The organism is Burkholderia cepacia GG4 (genome assembly GCF_000292915.1).
Classification (GTDB): domain Bacteria; phylum Pseudomonadota; class Gammaproteobacteria; order Burkholderiales; family Burkholderiaceae; genus Burkholderia; species Burkholderia cepacia_D.
The window spans coordinates 805,387-827,730 of record NC_018514.1 but is presented as its reverse complement, the minus strand read 5'-3'; the positions used below and the strand labels follow the sequence as shown (position 1 = coordinate 827,730).

The 22,344-nt window shown below is 68.7% G+C and carries 18 protein-coding genes; 4 read left to right on the top strand and 14 right to left on the bottom strand.

Annotation, left to right across the window (positions count from 1 at the left end):
• Window positions 1–46: 46 nt before the first annotated feature.
• The 5 genes from GEM_RS19490 to GEM_RS19465 all read right to left on the bottom strand — a co-directional run bounded on the left by GEM_RS19490 (window position 47) and on the right by GEM_RS19465 (window position 5,804).
• A complete protein-coding gene (locus GEM_RS19490; protein ID WP_014899094.1) occupies window positions 47–1,027 on the bottom strand; it encodes an aldo/keto reductase in 981 nt (326 codons plus the stop codon).
• A gap of 206 nt (window positions 1,028–1,233) precedes the next feature.
• Window positions 1,234–1,908, bottom strand: coding sequence for a MarC family protein (locus GEM_RS19480; RefSeq protein ID WP_014899093.1), 675 nt, complete (start codon window positions 1,906–1,908; stop codon window positions 1,234–1,236).
• A gap of 120 nt (window positions 1,909–2,028) precedes the next feature.
• A complete protein-coding gene (locus GEM_RS19475) occupies window positions 2,029–2,829 on the bottom strand; it encodes an enoyl-CoA hydratase-related protein (protein WP_014899092.1) in 801 nt (266 codons plus the stop codon).
• Between the two features lie 40 nt (window positions 2,830–2,869).
• Entirely contained in the window at window positions 2,870–4,192 is a 1,323-nt protein-coding gene (gene paaK, locus GEM_RS19470; RefSeq protein ID WP_014899091.1) for a phenylacetate--CoA ligase PaaK, read from the bottom strand.
• Between the two features lie 58 nt (window positions 4,193–4,250).
• On the bottom strand, window positions 4,251–5,804 hold the full coding sequence (locus GEM_RS19465) for a 3-hydroxyacyl-CoA dehydrogenase (RefSeq protein ID WP_014899090.1): 1,554 nt from the start codon (window positions 5,802–5,804) through the stop codon (window positions 4,251–4,253).
• Window positions 5,805–6,351: 547 nt separating this feature from the next.
• Here GEM_RS19465 and GEM_RS19460 point away from each other — a divergent pair.
• Window positions 6,352–7,440 (top strand): calcium:proton antiporter, encoded by a 1,089-nt coding sequence (locus GEM_RS19460; protein ID WP_014899089.1) that lies wholly within the window; start codon window positions 6,352–6,354, stop codon window positions 7,438–7,440.
• A gap of 91 nt (window positions 7,441–7,531) precedes the next feature.
• On the opposite strand, the gene GEM_RS19455 is transcribed toward GEM_RS19460, so the two are convergent.
• The 8 genes from GEM_RS19455 to GEM_RS19420 form a co-directional block, all read right to left on the bottom strand.
• On the bottom strand, window positions 7,532–8,665 hold the full coding sequence (locus tag GEM_RS19455; RefSeq protein WP_014899088.1) for a LysM peptidoglycan-binding domain-containing protein: 1,134 nt from the start codon (window positions 8,663–8,665) through the stop codon (window positions 7,532–7,534).
• A 20-nt stretch (window positions 8,666–8,685) separates the two neighbouring features.
• Window positions 8,686–9,456 carry a hypothetical protein gene (locus tag GEM_RS19450; RefSeq protein WP_014899087.1) on the bottom strand — a complete coding sequence of 257 codons (771 nt, stop codon included), beginning with the start codon at window positions 9,454–9,456 and terminating at the stop codon, window positions 8,686–8,688.
• A 634-nt stretch (window positions 9,457–10,090) separates the two neighbouring features.
• On the bottom strand, window positions 10,091–10,948 hold the full coding sequence (locus GEM_RS19445) for an amidohydrolase family protein (RefSeq protein WP_014899086.1): 858 nt from the start codon (window positions 10,946–10,948) through the stop codon (window positions 10,091–10,093).
• The gene (locus GEM_RS19440; RefSeq protein ID WP_014899085.1) at window positions 10,945–11,982 is read right to left on the bottom strand and encodes an NAD(P)-dependent oxidoreductase; all 1,038 of its coding nucleotides are present in this window, start codon (window positions 11,980–11,982) and stop codon (window positions 10,945–10,947) included. The genes GEM_RS19445 and GEM_RS19440 overlap by 4 nt, the downstream gene beginning before the upstream one ends.
• Window positions 11,979–13,055 (bottom strand): LacI family DNA-binding transcriptional regulator, encoded by a 1,077-nt coding sequence (locus GEM_RS19435; protein ID WP_014899084.1) that lies wholly within the window; start codon window positions 13,053–13,055, stop codon window positions 11,979–11,981. Before GEM_RS19435 ends, GEM_RS19440 begins: the two co-directional genes overlap by 4 nt.
• A gap of 8 nt (window positions 13,056–13,063) precedes the next feature.
• Complete coding sequence (locus GEM_RS19430) at window positions 13,064–14,953, bottom strand: TRAP transporter large permease subunit (RefSeq protein WP_014899083.1); 1,890 nt, start codon at window positions 14,951–14,953, stop codon at window positions 13,064–13,066.
• Window positions 14,954–14,956: 3 nt separating this feature from the next.
• Complete coding sequence (locus GEM_RS19425; RefSeq protein WP_014899082.1) at window positions 14,957–15,988, bottom strand: TRAP transporter substrate-binding protein; 1,032 nt, start codon at window positions 15,986–15,988, stop codon at window positions 14,957–14,959.
• A gap of 340 nt (window positions 15,989–16,328) precedes the next feature.
• Window positions 16,329–17,237 carry a LysR substrate-binding domain-containing protein gene (locus GEM_RS19420; RefSeq protein ID WP_014899081.1) on the bottom strand — a complete coding sequence of 303 codons (909 nt, stop codon included), beginning with the start codon at window positions 17,235–17,237 and terminating at the stop codon, window positions 16,329–16,331.
• 113 nt (window positions 17,238–17,350) lie between these two features.
• Here GEM_RS19420 and GEM_RS19415 point away from each other — a divergent pair, with 113 nt between their 5' ends.
• Together GEM_RS19415 and GEM_RS19410 are read left to right on the top strand one after the other, a co-directional pair.
• On the top strand, window positions 17,351–18,289 hold the full coding sequence (locus tag GEM_RS19415; protein WP_014899080.1) for a 2-hydroxyacid dehydrogenase: 939 nt from the start codon (window positions 17,351–17,353) through the stop codon (window positions 18,287–18,289).
• Between the two features lie 72 nt (window positions 18,290–18,361).
• Window positions 18,362–19,729, top strand: a complete 1,368-nt coding sequence (locus GEM_RS19410) for an MFS transporter (RefSeq protein WP_014899079.1) — start codon at window positions 18,362–18,364, stop codon at window positions 19,727–19,729.
• 36 nt (window positions 19,730–19,765) lie between these two features.
• Here GEM_RS19410 and GEM_RS19405 read toward each other — a convergent pair whose 3' ends face one another.
• Window positions 19,766–20,731, bottom strand: a complete 966-nt coding sequence (locus GEM_RS19405) for a LysR family transcriptional regulator (RefSeq protein ID WP_014899078.1) — start codon at window positions 20,729–20,731, stop codon at window positions 19,766–19,768.
• Between the two features lie 364 nt (window positions 20,732–21,095).
• On the opposite strand from GEM_RS19405, the gene GEM_RS19400 reads away from it, so the two are divergent.
• Window positions 21,096–22,271: an HPP family protein gene (locus GEM_RS19400; RefSeq protein WP_014899077.1), complete on the top strand. Its 1,176-nt coding sequence runs from the start codon at window positions 21,096–21,098 to the stop codon at window positions 22,269–22,271.
• The last annotated feature ends 73 nt before the right edge of the window (window positions 22,272–22,344 follow it).

Below are 22,344 nucleotides of genomic sequence, written 5' to 3'. Positions count from 1 at the left end.
ACGCTGGGTGCGGCGGCAGCATCCCGCCGGTTTCGATCACGCGCGCTCAGTTGAAGCCGGCCACCGCGTGCGGCACGTACGGGCCTTCGAGCGCCGCGATTTCGTCGTCCGTCAGCTTCAGCGCCAGTGCGCCGAGCGCATCGTCCAGATGATGCGGCTTCGAGATGCCGACGATCGGTGCGGTGACGCCGCGCTTGTGCGCGACCCACGCGAGCGCGACCTGCGCACGCGGCACGTTGCGCGCGGCGGCGATCGCCGCGACGGCCTCGACGACCGCGCGGTCGGCATCGGCCGTCGCGTCATACATCCGCTGACCGACCTCGTCGCTCTGCTGCCGGCCCGACGACTCGTCCCAGTTGCGCGTCAACCGGCCGCGCGCGAGCGGGCTCCACGGAATCACCGCGATGCCTTCGGCCTCGCACAGCGGCAGCATTTCCCGCTCCTCCTCGCGATACAGCAGGTTCAGGTGGTTCTGCATGCTGACGAAGCGGGTCCAGCCGTTCTGCTTGGACGTGTACAGCGCCTTCGCGAACTGCCACGCGAACATCGACGACGCGCCGATGTAGCGCGCCTTGCCCGCCTTCACGACGTCGTGCAGCGCCTCGAGCGTCTCCTCGATCGGCGTGCGGTAATCCCAGCGGTGAATCTGGTACAGGTCGACGTAGTCGGTGCCGAGCCGCTTCAGGCTCTGGTCGATGTCGGTCATGATCGCCTTGCGCGACAGCCCGGCGCCGTTCGGCCCCGGCCGCATCCGGTAGAACACCTTGGTCGCGATCACGACGTCGTCGCGCTTCGCGAAGTCGCGCAGCGCGCGGCCGACGATCTCTTCCGACGTGCCGTCCGAATACATGTTCGCGGTATCGAAGAAGTTGATGCCGGCCTCGATCGCGCGCTGGATGATCGGGCGGCTTTCCGCTTCTGGCAGCGTCCACGGATGCGTACCGCGCGACGGCTCGCCGAACGTCATGCAGCCCAGCACCAGCTTCGACACGTCCATCCCGGTCGACCCGAATTTCACGTATTCCATCGCACGCCTCGTCATTGAAGTGGGGTTGGCGGCCGCATGCACGCCGCGCTTCGGCGCACCGCGCACGAACGCCGCGCCGTGCATCGGCCGGACGTCGCATGGTATCCCGCAGCGCGCAAACGCGTATCCGCCGCCGCGCGTGCCGCTCGGCAAGGTGGCGCCGACGTGTCGCGCCGCGCCGGGTCATGCATGGAAGGACGAACCGGCTACTTGATCTGGTTGGCGAGCGGCTGCAGAAACTCCGAGAAACCGGTCAGCATGATCTGCACGCCGATACACAGCAGCAGGAACGCCGACACGCGCTTCGCGACCTTGGTGCCTTCGGTGCCGAGATAGCGCGCGAGCAGCGCGGCGCGGCTGTAGGTCAGCCAGATCACGACCGCGACGAGCGCGGACACCGCGATCGACACGATGCTCGACAGCATGAACTCCGACAGCTTGTGCGTGCGGTTCGCGTTCAGCGCGATCGCGGTGGCGATCGAACCGGGGCCGACGGTCAGCGGCACGGTCAGCGGGAAAAATGCGCGGGTCATGATCGCGTTCGCGTCGATCGGCCTGACCGGTGTGTCGCCGCCGCCCGCCGGCCCGTCCGGCTCGTTCAGCATCTGCCAGCCGGCCACGGCGACCGCGAAGCCGCCGCCGATCCGCAGTGCTTCCATCGAGATCCCGAAGAAATGCAGTACCGGCGTGCCGACAAAGAACGCGACCATCAACACGATGAACGCGTTGAACGCGACCTTCTTCGCGAGCAGGTTCCGCTCGTGCTCGTTCAGCGCCTCGGTGCGTTCGAGAAACAGGAACGCAATGCTGATCGGGTTGATGATGCCGATCAGGCCGGTGAAGCCGAACAGGATCTCGGAGATAAGGCGGTTGACGATCATCGGGGGCGAAGAAACGGTCGGGGCTGGGCCGGCGGCTCGCCGGGGGTCAGGCATTGTAGAGCAAGCGCCCGCGCCCGAGACGCAAATCGCGGCCCGGGTCCGGCGGGCCGCGCCACCGCCTTATTCCGCGCCCGGCTCCCACGCCGGCGGCCGCTTCGCGAAGAACGCGGCGAAGCCCTCCTTCGCTTCCGGCGTCGCACGCACGCGGGAGATCGTCTGCGCGGTAAACGCCGCGCGTTCGTCCGACGGCGGATACTCGCCGATCGCATCGAAAAAGCGCTTGATCTCCATCAGCGCGTGCGGGCCGTTGCGGCTCAGCTCGGCGAGCGTCTTGTCGAGCGCTTCGTCGAGCGCATCGAGCGGCACGGCCTGGTGGATCAGCCCGATCGCGACGGCCTCGCCGGCCGCGAGCTGCGTCGCGGTCAGCGCGAGCCGGCGCGCCTGGCGCTGGCCGACCGCCTCGACCAGATACGGGCCGATCACCGACGGCAGGATCCCGAAGCGGGCCTCGCTGACCGCAAAACGCGCGTGATCGCTCGCGATCACGATGTCGCAGGCCGCGCACAGGCCGACGCCGCCGCCGAACGCGTGGCCCTGCACGCGCGCGACCGTCGGCTTCGGGCACTGCCGGATCGCGCGCATCATCGCGGCGAACCGCTCCGCGTCGCGCAGGTTGGCGGCCGCGTCGTTGGCGCTCGCGCGCTGCATCCACTGCAGGTCGGCGCCCGCGCAGAATGCGCGGCCGTCCGAGCGCAGCACGATCGCGCGCACGTCGTCACGCAGGCCGAGCGTCGTGAACGCGTCGGTCAGCTCGGCGATCATCGTCTCGTCGAACGCGTTGAGCACGTCGCCGCGCTGCAGCGCGACGGTCGCGATGCCGCGCGCATCGACGCCGACGGCCAGGGTCTTCAATCCATCCATCGAACAGGTTTCCTCAGGGTAGAACAGGGAATGGCGGAATTCAGGCGGCCTGCCGGCGGTCGATCACGCGCCGGGCCTTGCCGGTCGCGCTCGCGGGAATGCCGCCCGCAGCGAGCACCGTCACGCCGGCCGACACGCCGATCATCGTCTTGATCCGGTGCTGCAACTCGCGCGCGATCGCCGCGCGCTCGCTGTCGGTCACGCATGCGGCGGCCTCGGAGCGCAGCTCGACCGCGAGGTCGAGCCGGTCCATGTGGCCGTCGCGCGACAGCGTGATCTGGAACAGCCCCGACAGCTTCGTCTGCGCGACGACGATTTCCTCGATCTGGCTCGGGAACACGTTCACGCCGCGCACGATCAGCATGTCGTCGGAGCGCCCCGTGATCTTCGCGAGCCGGCGCATCGCGCGTGCGGTCGGCGGCAGCAGCGCGGTGAGGTCGCGCGTGCGGTAGCGGATCACCGGCATCGCCTCCTTCGTCAGCGACGTGAACACGAGCTCGCCCTCGCTGCCGTCCGGCAGCACTTCGCCAGTCACGGGATCGATGATCTCCGGATAGAAATGGTCTTCCCAGATCACCGGGCCGTCCTTCGTCTCGACGCATTCGCACGCGACGCCCGGCCCCATCACTTCCGACAGCCCGTAGATGTCGAGCGCGTCGATGCCCACGCGCGTCTCCACTTCCTCACGCAGCGCCTGCGTCCACGGCTCGGCGCCGAAGATGCCGATCTTCAGTGACGACTTGGCCGGGTCCATGCCCTGCCGCACCATCTCGTCGATCAGGTTCAGCATGTACGACGGCGTGACGAGGATGATCTTCGGCTCGAAGTCGCGGATCAGCTGCACCTGCTTCTCGGTCTGTCCGCCCGACATCGGCACGACCATGCAGCCGAGCCGCTCCGCGCCGTAGTGAATCCCGAGGCCGCCCGTGAAGAGCCCGTAGCCGAACGCGTTGTGCAGCGTGTCGCCCGGGCGGCCGCCGGCCGCGCGGATCGAACGCGCGGTCACGTTCGCCCACGTGTCGATGTCGCGCGCGGTGTAGCCGACCACCGTCGGCTTGCCGGTCGTGCCGCTCGACGCGTGCACGCGCACGACCTGCTCGCGCGGCACCGCGAACAGCCCGAACGGATAGTTGTCGCGCAGGTCGTTCTTGGTCGAGAACGGGAATTTCGCGAGATCGGCAAGCGTTTTCAGGTCGTCCGGGTGCACGCCCGCCGCGTCGAATGTCCGACGATAGTGCGGGACGTTGTCGTACGCGTGGCGCAGCGACCACTTGAGGCGCTCGAGCTGCAGCGCCTGCAGTTCGTCGCGGCTGGCGGTCTCGATCGGCTCGAGGGCGGCGGCGGGGTGGGTCGGGTGAGTCATCGGGGTGCTCCTCCAGTGGAGTAATGTCGTTGTCTTGATCGATGTGGCGGGCCGGCGGCTAGCGGAACGTGCGCCCGGCCGCGTGCAGCGCGGCGATGCGCGGCGACACGCGATAGCGGTCTTCGCCGTAGCTCGCCGCCAGGTTCGACAGCACGCGATGCACGCGGCCGATGCCGATCGCATCGGCCCACGCAAGCGGGCCGCATGGGTAGTTCACGCCCTTTTCCATCGCGAGATCGAGATCGGCGGGCGAGCACACGCCCTGGTTCACCGTGTCGGCCGCCTCGTTCGCGAGCATCGCGACGGTGCGCATCGCGACCATCCCCGGCACGTCGGCCACGCCGACGACGCGGAAACCGGCTTGCTGGAACAGGCCGACCGCATCCGCATAGGCGGCGTCGCTGCACTGGAGCGCGCGCGTCAGCGCGACGAGCCCGGCCTGCGCGTAATCGCGCGCGAGATCGACGAGCACGAGATCGGCCACGCCGGTTTGCGCGGCGCGCACCGTCGCGGTGCGGCCGTCGGTCAGCGCGATCGACGCGCGGCCGGCCACCGCGAGCAGTTCGTCGGCATGCGCGTCGTTCTGCCGGGCGAGCGCGATGCGTTCGATGAAGCGCGCATGCAGCGCGGCGGCCGGGCCGTCCTGCGCGAACAGCGCGACGTCGGCCGGCGCGTCGCGCGGCGGTTCGAGCTCCGGCGCGGGCGGCGTCGCGCCGTCCGCGTACGAATAAAAGCCGCGCCCCGACTTGCGCCCGAGGAAGCCCGCGTTCACGAGTTCCTGCTGGATCAGCGACGGCGTGTAGCGCGGATCGTTGAAGTACGCGCGGAACACCGACTCGGTCACCGCGAAGTTCACGTCGTGGCCGATCAGGTCCATCAGCTCGAACGGCCCCATCCGGAAACCGCCCGCGTCGCGCATCACTGCGTCGATCGAGGCCGGCGTGCCGCCCTGCTCGTTCAGCACGCGCAGCGCCTCCGCGTAATACGGCCGCGCGACGCGGTTCACGATGAAGCCCGGCGTCGATTTCGCCAGCACCGGCCGCTTGCCCCACGCGGCGGCCGTGTCATACAGCGCCTGCGCGACGTCCGGTGCGGTCGCGAGCCCGCTGACCACCTCGACGAGCGCCATCAGCGGCGCCGGATTGAAGAAGTGCAGGCCGGCGACGCGCTGCGGCGCACGCAGCCCGGCCGCGATCGACGTGATCGAGATCGACGACGTGTTGGTCGCCAGCACGCAGGTATCGTCGACATGGCGTTCCAGCGTCGCGAAGATCTCGCGCTTCACGTCGAGCCGCTCGGCCGCCGCCTCGACGATCAGTGCCGCTTCGGCGAAATCGGCCAGCACGCGCACCGCGCGGATCCGGCTCCCGGCCGCGTCGGCCTGCGCCGGCTCGAGCCGGCCTTTCTCCGCGAGCCGCGCGAACTGGGCGCGGATGCCGGCGAGCGCCTTGTCGCAGGCCGCTTCGTTCAGGTCGTACAGCAGCACGGTATGACCGGCCGCGGCCGCGACCTGCGCGATGCCCGCGCCCATTGCGCCGGCACCGATCACGCCGACGACCGCCGACGGCGCCAGCGCGCCCGAGTTCACCGAATGTGCAGAAGAAACAGCCATCGCTTGCGATCCGTCATGAAGTGGAAGTGTGAGCGATTATAAACCGACCGGTCGGTAGACTTATGTCAGGGCGAGCCCGAATTTGTCGTGCAAGAGACCGTTACGGAAACCGCAAAGACAAAAAAATCGAACGATCGGGGCACTTTTTGTAAACCGAAAGGTCAATGAAAGCGTTCGGATATGAGATAGTGACCCCGAAACGCCTGCTAAAATTCGACAAACTGCCGGATTTCAGGGGGAAACCGCGTGTCACGCCGCTGCCGCCCGCCGCCCGCCACCCTTTCGGGGTCGGAACCGAACCGTCGGTCCGCCTGTCGTGACGTGCGCGCGCCCCGCGATCGGCACCGGTCGCATCGAACCGTTTCATCCGGCGACGGACTTCGGCCCGCCCGCTCCCCTCGCCGCCTCATGGCGGCGAACCCAAGGCAGTGCCGTTTCGCGCTGCCAGCCATCAGCTTCATCGTCCACGTTCGGCGGATCATCCGGCCGGGCTTCGTCAACCCGTGACGGCGCGTCGCGCGCCGCCACTCGCATAGGGAAACCGTCCATGCCGCTCTCGTCCAACCAGCTCCCGCGCTGGACCCTCTGGGCCCCGCTTGCCGCCTGGCTGGTACTCGCGCTGTCGCGCGTCGTGCCGGCCGAAGGCCTCGCCATCGCCGTATTCGCCGCCGCGCTTGCCGGCGCCGTGTTCGCCGCCGTCCATCATGCCGAAGTCGTCGCGCACCGCGTCGGCGAACCGTTCGGCACGCTCGTGCTCGCGGTCGCCGTGACGGTCATCGAAGTCGCGCTGATCGTGTCGGTGATGCTCGGCGCCGGCCCGGAGAAATCGGGCCTCGCGCGCGACACCGTGTTCGCCGCCGTGATGATCATCTGCAACGGCATCGTCGGCATCTGCCTGCTGGTCGGCGCGTGGAAGCACGGCGAACAGGATTTCCAGGGGCGCGGCGCAAGCAAGGCGCTCGCGGTGCTCGCGTCGCTGTCGGTGCTGTCGCTCGTGATGCCGAACTACCTGAACGCCGCGCCGGGCCCGTTCTTTTCGAAATCGCAGCTCGCGTTCGCTGGCGTCGCGTCGCTCGTGCTGTACGGCGCTTTCGTGTTCGTGCAGACCGTGCGCCATCGCGACTACTTCCTCGCCGCGCACGACAGCGCGAACGAAGCGGTGCACGCGGCGGCACCGAGCAACCGCACCGCGGTCATCAGCATGGTCCTGCTGTTCGCGAGCCTCGTCGCGGTCGTGCTGCTCGCGAAGCTGCTGTCGCCGGCCGTCGAGCATGCGGTGCTGACGCTCGGCGCGCCCGAGGCGGCGGTCGGCATCGTGATCGCCGCGCTCGTGCTGCTGCCGGAAGGGCTCGCGGCCGTCACCGCCGCGCGTGCGAACCGCCTGCAGACCAGCATGAACCTCGCGCTCGGTTCGGCGCTCGCGAGCATCGGGCTCACGATCCCGACCGTCGCGGCCGTGTTCATCTGGGTCGGCCAGCCGCTCACGCTCGGGATCGGCGCGATGGAAACGGTGCTGCTGGCCCTCACGCTGCTGGTCAGTACGCTCACCCTCAGCCAGGGGCGCACGACGGTGCTGCACGGTGTCGTGCACCTGGCGCTGTTCGCGGCCTACCTGTTCCTGTCCATCACGCACTGACGCCCCAATGCGCGCAGCCCGGCGGATCTCCTCCGCCGGGCTGCGCGCATCGCTTCACCTTCCCTCCGCTTTCCCCCGTTTGACGCCGCGCCTACCGGACCGGAATCACCAGATGCTGGCCGGCCAGGATCAGGTTCGGGTTCGCGAGGTTGTTGCGACGCTGGATCTCGCGATAGCGCTGGCCGCTGCCGAGCTTGCTGGCCGCGATCAGGTTCAGCGTGTCGCCGGCCTTCACCACGTACGTATGCTCGCCCGACGCGGCCGCGGTCGTCACCGCCTGATCGCTGACGAAGTACTTGCGCAGCAGGTCGAGATACTGCGGCGACTGCTTGAGCTTCGCGATCGCGGCGTTCAGGTAGATCAGCAGATCCTGGTCGTCCGCGCGCACGCCGATCTTGTACGCGATGTTCGAGCCGTCGAGCTTGGTCACCGCGAATTTCAGGTCGGTGCCCTTGATCGAGCTGACCGCGAACGGGTAGTCGTAGACGAATGCGTCGACCGCATGGCCGTCGAGGCTCTTCGCGATGAACGCCGGGTCGGAATCGTCGACCTCGACGAACCGGACGTTCGGATACTGGCGCGTGACGAACGCGCGCACGTCCGGGTCGCCCTTCAGGATGCCGACCGTCTTGCCGACGAGATCGTCGGCCGAGCGGATCGCGGAGCCTTGCCGCACGATCAGCGAATAGCCGAAATCGTCGACGTACGGCACCGAATAGACGATGCCCGCCGGCGTGTTGTCCGGGAACGTCAGCCCGTCCATCGCGACGTCGACGACGTGATTGCCCTTCGCGTCGGTGTCGAGCAGTTGCTTCGGCACGCCCGGGTACGTGTCGACTTCGTGACGCGTATCGACGACGACCGGCTTGCCTCCATGCGAGAACGACGGATCCGCGAACAACAGCCGCGCGAATTCGACGTTGAAGCCGTGCGGCGCGCCCTTGTCCTCGCCGAAGAACGGCTCGCTCGGGTTCTGCACCGAGACCCGCACGATGCCGTTTTCGGCGATCGATTTCAGCGTGCTCGCCTGCGGCGTGAAACCGGCCGGCAGCACGTTGCCCGACGCCGACGGCTGCGCGGGCTGGCCTGCGTCGCCTGCCTGCACGGAGGGCGCGGCCGGGGCCGCGTCATGGGCGGGCATCAGCGTCGACAGGCCGCCCTGATGGACGATCCATACGCCGACGAGCACCACCAGGAATACGACTGCGCCGAGAAGTTTTTTCATGGTCGCGTGCCTGCAGGAAGTTATGGTTGTTTCGACGGCAACGCGGCGGCGCCCGCCGCATCAGGGCCGGGCACCTGGGCGCCGGTCATCACCGCCTGCTGCTGCGCCTGCTTGACCTCGGGGTTATCCAGCAACGACGTCTCCATTTCGGAGAACGCCTTGTTCACCGAGCGCATCACCGAATCGACGGCCACGTCGGTCTTGATCTGCTCGAACGTGTCGGCCGTCTGCCGGCCCGCGAGCTTGTTCATCTGCTGCGCCGCCTGCGACATGTCCCACATCGCCTTCGCGCGATCGATCGCCAATGCGAAATTCTTCAGCTCGGCCTGCACCTGCTTGTAGCGCCCTTCGCGAAACGCGAGCAGCTGCTTCATCGTGTCGAGCTGCGAGCGAAAGCGTGGCGCATCGTCCGGATACTGCTTCTCGAACAACTCGGTCTTGTTCTCGAAGTTCTTCACCTCGGTGCGGAACGCGGTGATGCTGTCCGCGAATTTCTGCGCAGCCTGGCGCTTTTCCGCCAGCTGGTTGATCAGCGTCTCGATCGGATTCGCCTGGGCTTCCTCGACGATCATCTTCACCTTCTGGTTCGCGAACTTCATCGCGACGACCGGCGCGAAATAGATCGCGCCGAGGCCGATCACGGCCGCCGTGATCAGCGCGATCATCCCCTTCAGGATGAACAGCGCGGCCGGTGCCGCGATCGCGACGCCGGCGATGATGATCGCCCATTTGATCAGCTTTGCCTTGCCACTCCCCGAACTGCCGTTTGCTTCATTCGAAAGCTGCGACATGAGTTTTTCTCCTTGAACCTCGAACTGAACTGCGTGCGTGTGCTGCGTCAAGCTCAATCGAAATGCTTCGGACTTCGGTGCCGCCACGCCCGCGGGCAGAGCCGCGGCACGCTACGGGAACGCGCGACGGCTGGCGTCACGAGACGCCGGTGTAAGCGTCGTGCGGGAAACGGTGTTCGGGCGCGGCAGGCTGCGGCCCGATGCGGCGATGCCGCTCGGCACCGCTCGACATCGTGGCCGGTGCGCGGACGGGAAAGTGTACCGACGCACGGTACGAAACGGGATGACGGATACGTGACGCGACGGGCGTCGGGAGGATCGTTGTTCCGGCGGGCCGACAGATGCGGGGCCGGCATTCCGGTACGAGTGCGGGCAGGCTCATCGTTGTTCTTTTGCGCGTTGCGGATGCGGGAACCACGCGACCGGTGGGCCTCGCTGCAAATGCACGGTCGTATCCTGCGCCGACCGGCATGCACCGTCAAGCGGGCGGCGCCACGCGCTGCCTTTCGTGATTGAAAGCGTGCACGCGGCGTCAGCTTTCAGAACGGCAAGGATATTGCCGATGCCGCGGCCCGCTCTGCTCGCTCAGGACTGTCGCCATCGCGCCGCGCGCTGCTGCCGGACCGAACGCTTGTTACGCCGCGGCGGCGCGGCGGGTATCCGCATCGAATCCGTACAGCACGGCCGGGTTGTCGACCAGGATTGCGCGGCCGATCGCATCATCGCCCGTGCACGCGTGCAGCCAGCCGAGCAGGCGCGCATCGTCGGGCACCGGCGACGCGTTCGGGTGCGGCCAGTTGCTGCCCCACAGGCAGCGCGCCGCATGCTCGCGCGCGAGCACGGTGGCAAGGCGCGCGACGTCGTCATAGCCGGGCGCGCCGGATTGCGAGGTCTCGTAAGGCGCGGACAGCTTCACCCATGCGTGGCCGCGATCGAGCAGGCGCCGCAGCGCGCCGAATGCAGGCGCATCCGGTGCCACGGGCGTCAGAAACTTGCCGGTGTGATCGATCACGATGCGCGCCGGCAGCGACGCCAGCATCCGCTCGACGTCGGGCAACGTCCGGCCGTCGAGCTGCACGTCGACATGCCAGCCGAATGGCGCGATCCGCGCGGCCAGCCGTTCCAGCTCGTCCCAGCGCGCGGCGCCGCCCGGCAACGTCATGAACCGCGCGCCGCGGATGCCCGCCGCATGCAGCCGCTCCAGTTCGGCCTCCGGCACGTCGACCTGCACCGTCGCGACGCCGCGCGCCTGCGGGCCGAACGCGGCCAGCGCATCGAGCGTGCAGCGGTTGTCGAAGCCATAGCCGGTCGGCTGCACGACCACCACGCGCGTGAGACCGAGCGCCCGCTGTACGCGGCGATACGCGTCCACCGGCGCATGCGGCGGGCGGAACGTCGCCGTCGGCGCGAGCGGATACGCGTCGTCGTAGATGTGAATATGACAATCGCACGCGTGCGATTGCCGCGTGCCGCCCGCGTCGCGCGTCGTCATTCGCGCGGTTCCATGGACGCAAGGGACACGCCGGACACGGCAGCCGAACGCCAGCGTTCGAGCCGCGTCGCCTGCGCGGCATTGACCGCGCCGTTCGGCACGCGCGCATCGAGCAGCGCGGCGAGTTGCTCGACCGTCTCCAGCGCCTGATGCTCGACCGCCGGCCGCGTCAGCCCGCCGATATGCGGCGTGGCGATCACGCGCGGATGGGCGGCGAGCGCGGGCGTCGGCATCTGGTCCGCCGCGCGGCCGACATCCAGCGCGCAACCGGCCAGCCGGCCGCCGTCGAGCGCCTCGCCCAGCGCCTGCTCATCGACGAGCTCGCCGCGCGACGCGTTGATGAAGCACGCGCCGGGCTTCATCGCGGCGAACGCGTGCGCATCGAACAGGTTCGCGGTGGCCGGCGTCGCCGGCGCGAGGCACACGACGTAATCCGCGTCGCACAGCAAGGCCGCGCGGTCGACCTGCTCGAGCGACGGCGCGTCGACTCGCACGTACGGATCGCACACCAGCACGCGCATCCCGAACGCCGTCGCGATCGGCGCGAGATGGCGCGCGATCTGTCCGTAACCGACCACGCCCAGCGTGCTGCCGCGCAATTCGCGGCCCATCCGCGGCACCGGCGGCGTGCCATGGTGATAAGCATTCGCATAGCTGCCGATGCCGCGCGCGAGGTCGATCATCGCGCCGACCACCCATTCCGCGACCGCCTGCCCGAAGCCGGGGCTCGCCTGCGTCACCAGCACGCCGAATTCACTCGCCGCATCGACATCGACGGTGCGGATGTCGACCGCGCAGCGCAGGAACGCGGCGAGCGCGGGCAGCCCCGCGAACAGCGCGCGCGGCGCCGGCGTCTGCCGGTACGCGATCATCGCGTCGCACCCTTGCGCGGCGGCGATCAACTCGTCCGTGCCGAGCTCCCGGTCGAACGGATTGCAGATGACGTCGGCGATCGCCTCCAGCGCGCGCAGCGCCTTCGTGCCGAAGTAGTGGTCGATCATCCCGGTCGGATGGGTCAGGTAGACGCGCGTCATGCGTTGCCTCCGCCCGATTCGACCGCACGCGGCGGCGGCGCGACCGATCCGCGCTCGACCAGCGTGACGCCCGGGAACACGCACTGCCCGGGCCCGGACGACGGATCGCCGTCGTGCCGCATCACGCGCCGCACCATCTCCGCGGCCATGTCCGTGACCGGCAGTTGCACCGTGGTCAGCGCCGGCCACGAGATCGCCGACAGGAAATGGCCGTCCATCCCGACCACCGATACGTCGTCCGGCACGCGCAACCCGCCGTCGCGCAGCCCGGCCATCAGGCCGAGCGCGAACAGGTCGTTGACCGCGACGAGGCCGGTCGGCCGCGCCGGATCGGCCGCCAGCGCAGCGCCGAGCGCGCGCCCGACGTCGACGATCACCGCGTCGCCGTATTCGTTCGCCGGACCGCCGTCGAGCACTTGCCCGTCGACGCCCGCCTCGCGCGCCACCGCGAGAAAGCCGCGAATCTTGTCGCTGCGGCTCACGGTGATGCCGGCCACCGTCGCGAAGGCGAGCCGCGTATGGCCCGCGGCGACGAGACAGCCGGTCGCGAGCCGCGCGGCCGCCTCGTTGTCGGCCGTCACGTGATCGACCTGCGATTGCTCGCCGGGCGTCGCGCGACGGTCGTAGCTGACGACCGTCATCCCGCGTTCGGCCGCGCGTTCGAGGTGGCTTTCGTCGGCGAGCGACGAAATGACGATCACGCGCCGCACGCCGTGCGCGAACAGGTCGTCGAAGAACGACGCTTCCTTGACCGCGTCGCGGTACGTGTTGCCGATCAGCACGCGATGACCGTACTGCTCCTGCGCGCAGGCCTCGATCTCGCGTGCGATGTAGCCGTACATCGGGTTCGCCATCGACGGCACCAGCAGCCCGACGAGCGGCGTCTGCCCCGTCTTGAGCTGGCGCGCGAGCGTGCTCGGCCGGTATTGCAGCGCGTCCATCGCCGCCTTCACGCGTTCGAGCGTCGCCGGCTTCATCTGATCGGTGCGGCCGTTGAGCACGTTCGAAACCGTGCTGACCGAAACGGCCGCATGACGGGCCACGTCCTGAATCGTACTCATGTCGTCTTGCATTGAACGGGCTACAGGCCGAAATGGGCCGGCAGCCACAACGAAAACGCCGGTGCGAAGATCAGCGCCACGAGGGCGACGGACAGCACCAGCAGGTATTTCACCATCGGCCGGGCCACGCGCCCGACCTCGGTCCCCGTGATCGCGCAGGTCGTGAACAACCCGAGCCCGACAGGCGGCGCGAACAACCCGAGCCCCATCGCCACCACCACGACCGTGCCGAAATGCAGCGGGTTGATGCCGAGCTGCAGCGCGATCGGCGCGAGCAGCGGCCCGAAGATGATCAGCGCGGGCGCGCCTTCGAGCACGGCGCCGAACACGATCATCAGCAGCGCCGCGAGCAGCAGGAACGCCGTCGAGCCGTACTGATGGGCAAACGCGGTCATTGTGCCCGAGACGAGTGCCGGGATCTGCTCGATCGACAGCGCGAACGACACGCTCGACGCCGCTGCGACGATGAACAGGATACCGCTCGCCATCGACGCCGCACGCACGAACACGCGACCGACCGAACGCCAGGTCAGTTCGTGGAACGCAGCCCAGCCGATCACGAGCGCATAGACCACCGCGAACGCTGACACCTCCGTCGACGTCGCGATACCCGACGTGACACCCTTGCCGATCATCGCGACCATGATCAGCGCGACGAGCGCGCCGCCCGCGAGCGGCAGCCAGGCGCGACGCTCGGTGAACACCGCGTCGATGTCGATCCGGCGCCCGCAGATCACCGTCACGGCTGCCAGCGACGCGGCCAGCACGGCCGCCGGCACGATCCCCGCGAGGAACAGCCCCGCGATCGAGATGTTCGCGACGAAACCCATGATGATCATGTTCACGCACGGCGGAATCGTCTCGGCCATCACCGCGCTGCACGCGAGCAGCGCCGCCGTTTCGTCGGGGTCCTGGCGCGCGCGGCGCACGGCCGGCATGACGACGCCGCCCACCGCCGCGATGTCGGCCAGCTTCGAACCCGATACGCCGGAAAAGCACGCCGTCGCAAAGATCACGATCAGCCCGAGCCCGCCGCGCACGCGCCCGAACATCCGCAGCAGCAATTCGACGAGCCGCGCAGACATCCCGTTCGACTCCATCAGCAAGCCCGCCAGCACGAAGAACGGCACCGCGAGCAGCACGAAGTGATCGGCGCCGGCGATGATCTGCTGCGAGTAGACGAGCAGCGGCAGCGTCGGGTCGGCGAGGAAATACAGCAGCGCCGAAAACGCGAGCACGAAGCCGATCGGCACGCCGAGCACGAGCCCGCCGACGAAGCCGGCGACGAGCAGCGTCCCCGGCGCGATCGCATGCTCGGGCCGCAGCACGTTCCAGCCGTACACCGCGCCCGCGACGATCACGCAGCACACGAGCGTGCCGAGCACGCGGCGGCGCGGCGCGTTCAGCGCATTCGCCAGCGCGAATACGGTCATGAACAGCGCGCCGAACATCATCGGGTACACGTTGATCCAGCCCGGCAGGCCGCCGGTGGTCAACTGATCGTACGAATCGCCGAGCAGTTGGCACGACGACACCAGCAGGTTCAGCGCCACCGCCGCGACGATCCAGTGCCCGACCTGCACGAGCGCGCCCTGCCAGCGCGCCGGCAGCCAGGCGCGGAACAGGTCGATGCCGACGTGCTGGCTACGGCCGAGCACCGTCGCCGCGCCGAAGAACACCAGCACGATCATCAACGCGCTTGCCACCTCTTCGGCCCAGTCGACCGGATCGTGCAGGAAATAACGGAAGACGACCGATGCAAACACGACGAGCACGTCGACGGCCAGCACCGCGGCCGACACGTATTCGATCCAGCGCATCGCCGCATCCAGCGCGCGCGCGGCCAGGCGCGCGGGACGGCCTGCGCCGGCGGCGGCCGGCACGGCGCTCGAGACGGAACCGGTATTCATCGCTCAACCCCGCGCGGCGGCGATCGCCGGAAACAACGGCGCAGTGGCCGGGTACTGCTTCGCGAACGCGACGTAGAGCCGGTCGTGCATCGTCTGCCGCAGCGCCGTGCGCTCGGCGTCCGCCATCGGATGGAACGTCATTCCGTGCTGCTTCAGCGCCGCTTCCGCCTGCTCGGCCTTCTGCGTCGCGATCGCGCGCTGCTGCGCGGTCGCATCGGCCACCGCGCGGTCGAACGCCGGGCGCAGGTTCGCGGGAATCCGGTCGAGCGCGCGCCGCCCCATCACCACGGTCATCGCCGCGAACACGTGGTGCGATTGCCAGCACGACTTGACGATCTCGTCGAAGCGGCTCGCGAGCACGGTGGCCGGATCGTGCTCGAGCCCGTCGACGACGCCCGTCTGCACGGCCATGTACAGCTCGCCGAACGGAATCGGCGTCGGCACCGCGCCCATCGCCTTGAAGGTGTCCATGAACGCCGGCGTCGGCAGCACGCGCAGCTTCGTGCCCTTCACGCCCTGCAGCGCCGTCACCGGCTGCTTCGTGAACACGCAGCGCCCGCCGAAGTGCGAGCCCCAGGTCAGCACCGAGCAGCCCGCGCGCTTTTGCAGCAGCGTGTTCAGGCTCGTGCCGACCGGGCCGTCGAGCACCTTCGCGACATGCGCATAGCTGTCGAACAGGTAGCCGAGATCGAGCATGCCGAGTTCCGGCGCGACCGTGGCCCAGATCGACGACCCCGCGATCATCATGTCGATCGCGCCGATCTTGACCTGCTGCGCGACGTCGCTTTCCTTGCCGAGCTGACTGTTCGGAAAGTAGTCGACCCGGATCGCGTCACCGACGCTCGCCTTCAGGTTCGCGGCGAGGCGCTCGTACCACACGTAGTGCGCGGCGTTCTGGTCGGCCGGCATCGACGACGAGCAGCGCAGCGTCACGGTCGGCTGCGCCGCGCGGCCCAGCGCCGGCAAGCCGCCCGCGACCGCGAGCGAGGCGGCGGACGCCGTTTGCAGAAAGCGCCGCCGGGTGAAGGTAGTCATGGCCGTCTCCTTTGCGAGTGCGCCTCCCGGCGCGCTGTATCGATTTAGTGTATCGGTACAGTAATACGATGACCGACGAGAAAAAATGAGGGTTTCCCCGGTCGAAAAGGAAAAATCGTGGGTTCCGGATGGCGGTTCGCGGCCGGAATTTGGTTCAGGGTCTGTATTTCTTCTGTCGTTCCGGCCCGTGGCGCGTTTCAATGCCGGAGGGCGGATATCATCAGACAACTGACTTTCGATGCGACGCGCGGGCGGCACGTTCGACGTCGCACCCCGCGGAAACGACCGCCATCGCCCGCGCCGCGATCCGCGAACACGGGCGAGATGCGCCCTCCCGGCGCTAACCGACGCCGCCGTCCGCCCCTGCCGTCAGAAACCGCTCGACCATCGCGTTGAACACGGGCAGCGCCGGATTGTCGTTGTCCGCGCGCCACGCGAGATACAGCTCGGCCGCCAGGTCGACGCCGGCGAGCGGCCGGAACACCACCCCGTCGACATGCAGCTCGCGCGCCGACGCCGGCACGAGCGCGGCGCCGAGCCCGGCACGCACGAGGCCGAGGATCGTGTGGGTCTGCCCGACGTAATGCAGGTAGTTCGGCAAGCGCCCGGCGCCTGCGAACATCCCCGCGATCATGTCGTGGAAGTACTTTCCCTCGTTCGGCGCATACGCGATGAACGGCTGCTGGTCGAGCTCGTCAGGACCGATGCGTTCGTACGCGGCGAGCGGCGCACCCGGCGCGACCGCGACGAGCAGCGGCTCGCGCTGCACGAGCCGGTATTCGAGCGGCTGGCGCGCGGCGCGCTGGCGCACGAAGCCCGCATCGAGCATGCGCGATGCGAGCGCGTCGATCTGCACCGTCGACACCATTTCGCGCAACTCGACATCGACTTCCGGCAACGCGTGCGCCGCGTGTGCGAGCAACTCCGGAATCATCCGGTATGCGCTGACGGCCGTGAAGCCGAGCGTGATGCGGCCGGCACCACCCTGCGCGACCCGCTGCGCGGCCTGCTCGGCCCGCGCGGAAAACTCGAGGATGTGCCGCGCATCGCGCAGGAAGCGCTCGCCGGCCGCAGTCAGCCGGACCTGCCGGCTGCTGCGTTCGAGCAGCGCGATGCCGAGTGCATGTTCGAGCAGCTGGATCTGCCGGCTGAGCGGCGGCTGCGTCATGAAGAGCCGCCGGGCAGCGCGGCCGAAATGCAGTTCCTCGGCCACGGCGACGAAGCAGCGAAGCTGGTTCAGTTCAATCATTCAAATCTTGAATCAATCGATAGTCTTTTCATGTTAGACCCACATCGATTCGATTCCTATACTCGGTTGCACCTGATGCGCGGCCTGCGCCGCGCACGACGACCGAAACCTTCATGACCATCGACATCCTGCTCACCCAGCCGCTCCCCGACGCCATCGACGCCGAACTGTCCGCCCGCTACGCGGTACACCGGCTGTATGCGGCCGACCAACCGGAGGCGCTGCTCGAGCGCGTCGCGCCGCGTATCCGCGGCGTCGTCACGGGTGGCGCGAACGGCCTGTCCGCCGCGTTGATGGACCGGCTGAGCGCGCTCGAAATCGTCGCGATCAGCGGCATCGGCACCGACGCCGTCGATCTCGACCGCGCCCGCGCCCGTGGCATCCACGTGACGACGACGCCCGACGTGCTGACCGACGACGTCGCCGACATGGCGATGGGGCTGATCCTGATGACGCTGCGCGACCTCGGCGCCGGCGACCGGATCGTGCGCGCCGGCCGCTGGGGCAAAGCCGCACAGCCGCTCGCGACGCAGGTGACGGGCAAGCGGCTCGGCATCGTCGGCCTCGGCCGGGTCGGACGCGCGATCGCGCAGCGCGCGCAGGCATTCCGGATGCCGGTCAGCTATTGCGGCCCGCGCGAACACCGCGACAGCGGCTATCGCTACGAGCCCGACCTGATCGCGCTCGCGCGCGACAGCGACGTGCTCGTGCTCGCGGCGTCGGCCGATCACGGCAACGTGCTCGTCACGGCCGACGTGCTCGCCGCGCTCGGCAACCAAGGATTCCTGATCAATGTCGCGCGCGGCAAGCTCGTCGACGAAGCGGCGCTCGTGCGTGCGCTCGCGGACGGCACGATCGCCGGCGCAGGCCTCGACGTGTTCGCGAACGAACCGCACGTGCCGCCGGCACTGCTCGAACTCGAGCGTGTCGTCGTGCAGCCGCACCGCGCGAGCGCGACGCACGAGACGCGCGAAGCAATGGGCCGGATCGTGCTTGCCAACCTCGCCGCGTGCTTCGCGGGCCAGCGCCCGCCGACCAGCGTCACGCGCTGAGCGCCGCCCCACCCGGCCCCGACTACGACACCAAACGAAACGCCTTCGCACGACGGGGGCCAGGAGACTCGCATGTCCAATCGATCCAGCGGCGGCGCCGCCGTCACCGCGTCGCCCGCCGCATCGCGCACGATCGGCCGCGTCCGTTACACGGTCCTCGCACTGATTTTCGCCGTCACCGTCATCAACTATGCGGATCGCGCGACGATGTCGATCGCCGGCACCGGCGTCGCCCACGACCTCGGGCTGACGCCCGTGCAGCTCGGCATCGTTTTTTCGGCATTCGCGTGGGCCTATGCGGTCGGCCAGATCCCGGGCGGCTGGCTGCTCGACCGCTTCGGCGCGCGCCGTGTGTATGGGCTAAGCCTGCTGCTGTGGTCGGTGTTCACGATGCTGCAGGGCACAGTCGGATGGTTCGCGGTGCAAGGCGCCGCCGCGACGCTCGCGCTGTTCGCAATGCGCTTCATGCTCGGTCTCGTCGAATCGCCAGCGTTCCCGGCCAATTCGCGGATCGTCGCGTGCTGGTTCCCGACCGCCGAGCGCGGCACCGCATCGGCGCTGTTCAATTCCGCGCAATACATGGCCGTCGTGCTGTTCACGCCCGCGATGGCGTGGCTCACGCATGCGCTCGGCTGGGAACACGTGTTCCTGTGGATGGGCATGCTGGGCGTCGCGCTGTCGGCGCTCTGGTTCGCGTGGTATCGCGAGCCGCACGGCCATCCGCGCGTGAGCGACGCCGAGCGCGACTACCTGCGCGCGCACGGCGCGCTCGTCGATCTCGAGGCCAACCGCGTCCGCAACCGTCCGCGCGTGTCGTGGCACGACGCGTCGCAGCTGTTCCGCCACCGGAACCTGTGGGCGATCTATATCGGCCAGTACTGCATCACGGCGCTCACCTACTTCTTCATCACGTGGTTCCCGATCTACCTGATCAAGGGGCGCGGGATGACGATCATGGAAGCCGGCTGGGTCGCCGCGCTGCCGGCGCTCTGCGGCTTCACGGGCGGCGTGCTCGGCGGCGTGCTGTCGGACTGGCTGATCCGGCGCGGCGTGCATCCGTCGCGCGCACGCAAGACGCCGTTCGTCGTGGGCATGGCAATGGCGACGCTGCTGGTGCTCGCGAACGGCGCATCGTCGAACGCCGTCGTGATCGCGCTGATGACGATCGCCTTCTTCGGCAAGGGGCTCGCCGCGGTCGGCTGGGCCGTGCTCGCCGATACCGCGCCGGAAGGAATGGTCGGCCTGAGCGGCGGCGTGTTCAACGGCCTCGGCAACATCGCGGGGATCGTCACGCCGCTCGTGATCGGCTACTTCGTCGCGCACACCGGCTCGTTCGCGGGTGCACTGTGGTTCGTCGCCGCGCACGGGTTGATCGGGATCGCCGCGTACGCATGGCTCGCGGGCCGCTTCGAGCGGATTCGCGTCACGCCCGGCGCATGACGCGCGGCGCGGCCCGGGTGCCGAACGCCGGCGGCATTACGCCCGCTGGCGGCCGGCCGGCGGCTCGACTGCGAGCCGGTCGAGTTCGCGCAGATCGTTTTCCAGCGCGGGCGTGAGCGTCGTGCGCAGGTGATCGAGGAAGGTGCGGATCTTCGCGTCGAGATAGCGGCGTGTCGCATACACGGCGTACACGCTGACCGTCTGCAGCCGGTACTCGGGCAGCACGCGGATCAGCCGCCCTGCGCGGATGTCGTCGAGCACCGTATACAGCGCGACGCACGCGATCCCGCGCCCCGCGCGCACCGCGACGCACAGCGCATCCGGCACGTTGACCTGGAACGGCGCCGGCTGCAGTTCGTAGACGGTATCCTCGTCGTCGCCGCGCTCGAGCCGCCACTCGCTGGCGGGCGATGCGGGCGTGTCGAGGCGCAGGCATACGTGGTTCGGCAGGTCGTCGGGCGTCTGCGGCGTGCCGTGCCGCGCCAGGTAGTCGCGCGATGCGACCAGCACGCTGCAGCTCGTGCCGCAGGTCTGCGCGACATAGCCCGAATCGGGCAGCTGCGACGCGGTCACGATCGACACGTCGTAGCCTTCCTCGACGAGGTTCGGCATCCGCTGCGCGAGCGTCAGCTCGACCGACACGTCCGGGTTGTCTTCCTGGTAGCGGACGATCGCCGACACGACGTGACTCTGCCCGAGCCCCGTCATTGCATGGATGCGCATCTTGCCGCTCGGCCGCAGCAGCGCGTTGCGCGCCTCGGCGTTCGCATAGTCGAATTCGGCAAGGATCGATTTCGCGCGCTCGAAGTAGCGCTCGCCGCTTTCGGTGAGGCCGAGGTGGCGTGTCGTGCGATGCAGCAGGCGTGTCTGTACGTGGGCTTCGAGATTCGACACCGCGCGCGACACCTGCGCGGTGGTCGCATCGATTTCTTTGGCGACCGCGGTAAAACTACCGGCTTCGACAACGCGCACGAACAGGCGCATGTTTTCGAGCATGTCCATTGAATTGGCTTGGGGAGTGTCGGTGGGGAAACGTCGGCGGCGCTCGCGTCAGACGGGAATCGGGGCGTGCGCGCGAACCACGCGCAAGCGATCACCATGCCGGGGAAAAGGCGGGAGAGCGGGCATCGCGTGCGTGGTTGTGGCATATCGGGGAATTCGGTGGCCCGAATTGTACGCCGCTGCAGACAAATTTGGGCAATCGCCCGGCCTCCAGGCTTTCATCGGATGAAAGCTTTCCGCAAGCCGTACACGTCGCGCGCATGCAACGCGTTGACGCGGTGCGACAATTTGTATCACGACGCGATATAATTTCATGCTTCGCGCCAGGCATCACCTGCGCCGTCATTTTTACCGCTTATCACCCATGTCGTCAGGCTCCTCCCCGTCGCGCCGCACGTTGCGCCAATGGCTGCACAGCTTCATTCCCCATCCGATGACGCTCGGCTGGCGCGAGCGCATGCGCTCGTGCACCGGCGCGCTCGTCGGCATCGCGACGGTCGGCGCCACGATGCGGCTGCTGCCGGGCGTGCCGGGCCTCGTGCCGCTGCTCGTCGCGCCGATGGGCGCGTCGGCCGTGCTGCTGTTCGCGGTGCCCGCGAGTCCGCTCGCGCAGCCGTGGTCGATCATCGGCGGCAACCTGGTCGCGGCGACCGTCGGCGTCGCGTGCGCGCAATGGATCGCCGATCCGATCACGGCCGCCGCGGTCGCGGTCGCCCTCGCGATCGGCGGCATGTTCGCGCTGCGCTGCGTGCACCCGCCGTCGGGTGCGGTCGCGCTGACGGCCGTGCTCGGCGGCCCGGCGATCCACGCGCTCGGCTTCGGCTTCGTGGTCGAGCCGATCGCGCTGCAATCGGCGATCCTGCTGTCGGCCGCGCTCGTGTACCACGCGCTGACGGGGCACCGCTATCCGCACGGCGGCGTGCGCCCCGATGCGAAACCGCAGGCCGGCAGCGCCGCGCCGGTGCGCGGCGGCTTTACGCGCGCCGACCTCGACGCGGTGCTGAAGCGCCGCAGCGAATGGCTCGACGTCGATCCGGACGATCTCGAAATGCTGCTGCGCGAAACCGAGATGCAGGCGTATACGCGCACCTTCGGCCAGCTCACCTGCGCCGACCTGATGACGAAAAACGCGATCGAGGTCGCGCCGTCGACGTCGGTCACGGCCGCGCTCACGCTGCTCGATCGCCATCGCGTGAAGGCGCTGCCCGTCGTCGATGGCGAGGACCGCCTGATCGGCATCGTCACGCGCGCGGACCTCACGCGCCAGCTGCGCCGCCCGGCCCCGCTGTGGCAGCGGCTGTCCGCGCGGTTGCCGCAGTCGTTCGGCGGCCAGCCGCCCAGCGTCGCCAGCGTGATGACCCGCGACGTCGCATGCGTGCCGCAGGCCATGCCGATCACCGCGCTGGTGCCGCTGTTCACGCATTCGGGCCACCACCACATTCCGGTCGTCGACGCGTCGCACCGGCTCGTCGGGATCATTACGCAGACGGATCTCGTCACGGGCCTGTACCAGCAGACGCAGATGCGCGCGGCCGCGTAACCGCGTAACCGCGACGAGCAGCGGAATGCTGGAAATTCCGCTGAAAATCGTCCATTTATATCATGTTGTGATA

What these genes read in the sequence shown, in the direction of transcription:
- GEM_RS19425 (WP_014899082.1), bottom strand. Translation starts at nt 15,988, where the DNA reads ATGACTACCTTCACCCGGCGGCGCTTTCTGCAAACGGCGTCCGCCGCC.
- GEM_RS19400 (WP_014899077.1), top strand. Translation starts at nt 21,096, where the DNA reads ATGTCGTCAGGCTCCTCCCCGTCGCGCCGCACGTTGCGCCAATGGCTG.
- GEM_RS19490 (WP_014899094.1), bottom strand. Translation starts at nt 1,027, where the DNA reads ATGGAATACGTGAAATTCGGGTCGACCGGGATGGACGTGTCGAAGCTG.
- GEM_RS19440 (WP_014899085.1), bottom strand. Translation starts at nt 11,982, where the DNA reads ATGACGCGCGTCTACCTGACCCATCCGACCGGGATGATCGACCACTAC.
- GEM_RS19445 (WP_014899086.1), bottom strand. Translation starts at nt 10,948, where the DNA reads ATGACGACGCGCGACGCGGGCGGCACGCGGCAATCGCACGCGTGCGAT.
- GEM_RS19410 (WP_014899079.1), top strand. Translation starts at nt 18,362, where the DNA reads ATGTCCAATCGATCCAGCGGCGGCGCCGCCGTCACCGCGTCGCCCGCC.
- GEM_RS19460 (WP_014899089.1), top strand. Translation starts at nt 6,352, where the DNA reads ATGCCGCTCTCGTCCAACCAGCTCCCGCGCTGGACCCTCTGGGCCCCG.
- GEM_RS19405 (WP_014899078.1), bottom strand. Translation starts at nt 20,731, where the DNA reads ATGGACATGCTCGAAAACATGCGCCTGTTCGTGCGCGTTGTCGAAGCC.
- GEM_RS19435 (WP_014899084.1), bottom strand. Translation starts at nt 13,055, where the DNA reads ATGCAAGACGACATGAGTACGATTCAGGACGTGGCCCGTCATGCGGCC.
- GEM_RS19465 (WP_014899090.1), bottom strand. Translation starts at nt 5,804, where the DNA reads ATGGCTGTTTCTTCTGCACATTCGGTGAACTCGGGCGCGCTGGCGCCG.
- GEM_RS19430 (WP_014899083.1), bottom strand. Translation starts at nt 14,953, where the DNA reads ATGAATACCGGTTCCGTCTCGAGCGCCGTGCCGGCCGCCGCCGGCGCA.
- GEM_RS19455 (WP_014899088.1), bottom strand. Translation starts at nt 8,665, where the DNA reads ATGAAAAAACTTCTCGGCGCAGTCGTATTCCTGGTGGTGCTCGTCGGC.
- paaK (WP_014899091.1), bottom strand. Translation starts at nt 4,192, where the DNA reads ATGACTCACCCGACCCACCCCGCCGCCGCCCTCGAGCCGATCGAGACC.
- GEM_RS19480 (WP_014899093.1), bottom strand. Translation starts at nt 1,908, where the DNA reads ATGATCGTCAACCGCCTTATCTCCGAGATCCTGTTCGGCTTCACCGGC.
- GEM_RS19475 (WP_014899092.1), bottom strand. Translation starts at nt 2,829, where the DNA reads ATGGATGGATTGAAGACCCTGGCCGTCGGCGTCGATGCGCGCGGCATC.
- GEM_RS19415 (WP_014899080.1), top strand. Translation starts at nt 17,351, where the DNA reads ATGACCATCGACATCCTGCTCACCCAGCCGCTCCCCGACGCCATCGAC.
- GEM_RS19450 (WP_014899087.1), bottom strand. Translation starts at nt 9,456, where the DNA reads ATGTCGCAGCTTTCGAATGAAGCAAACGGCAGTTCGGGGAGTGGCAAG.
- GEM_RS19420 (WP_014899081.1), bottom strand. Translation starts at nt 17,237, where the DNA reads ATGATTGAACTGAACCAGCTTCGCTGCTTCGTCGCCGTGGCCGAGGAA.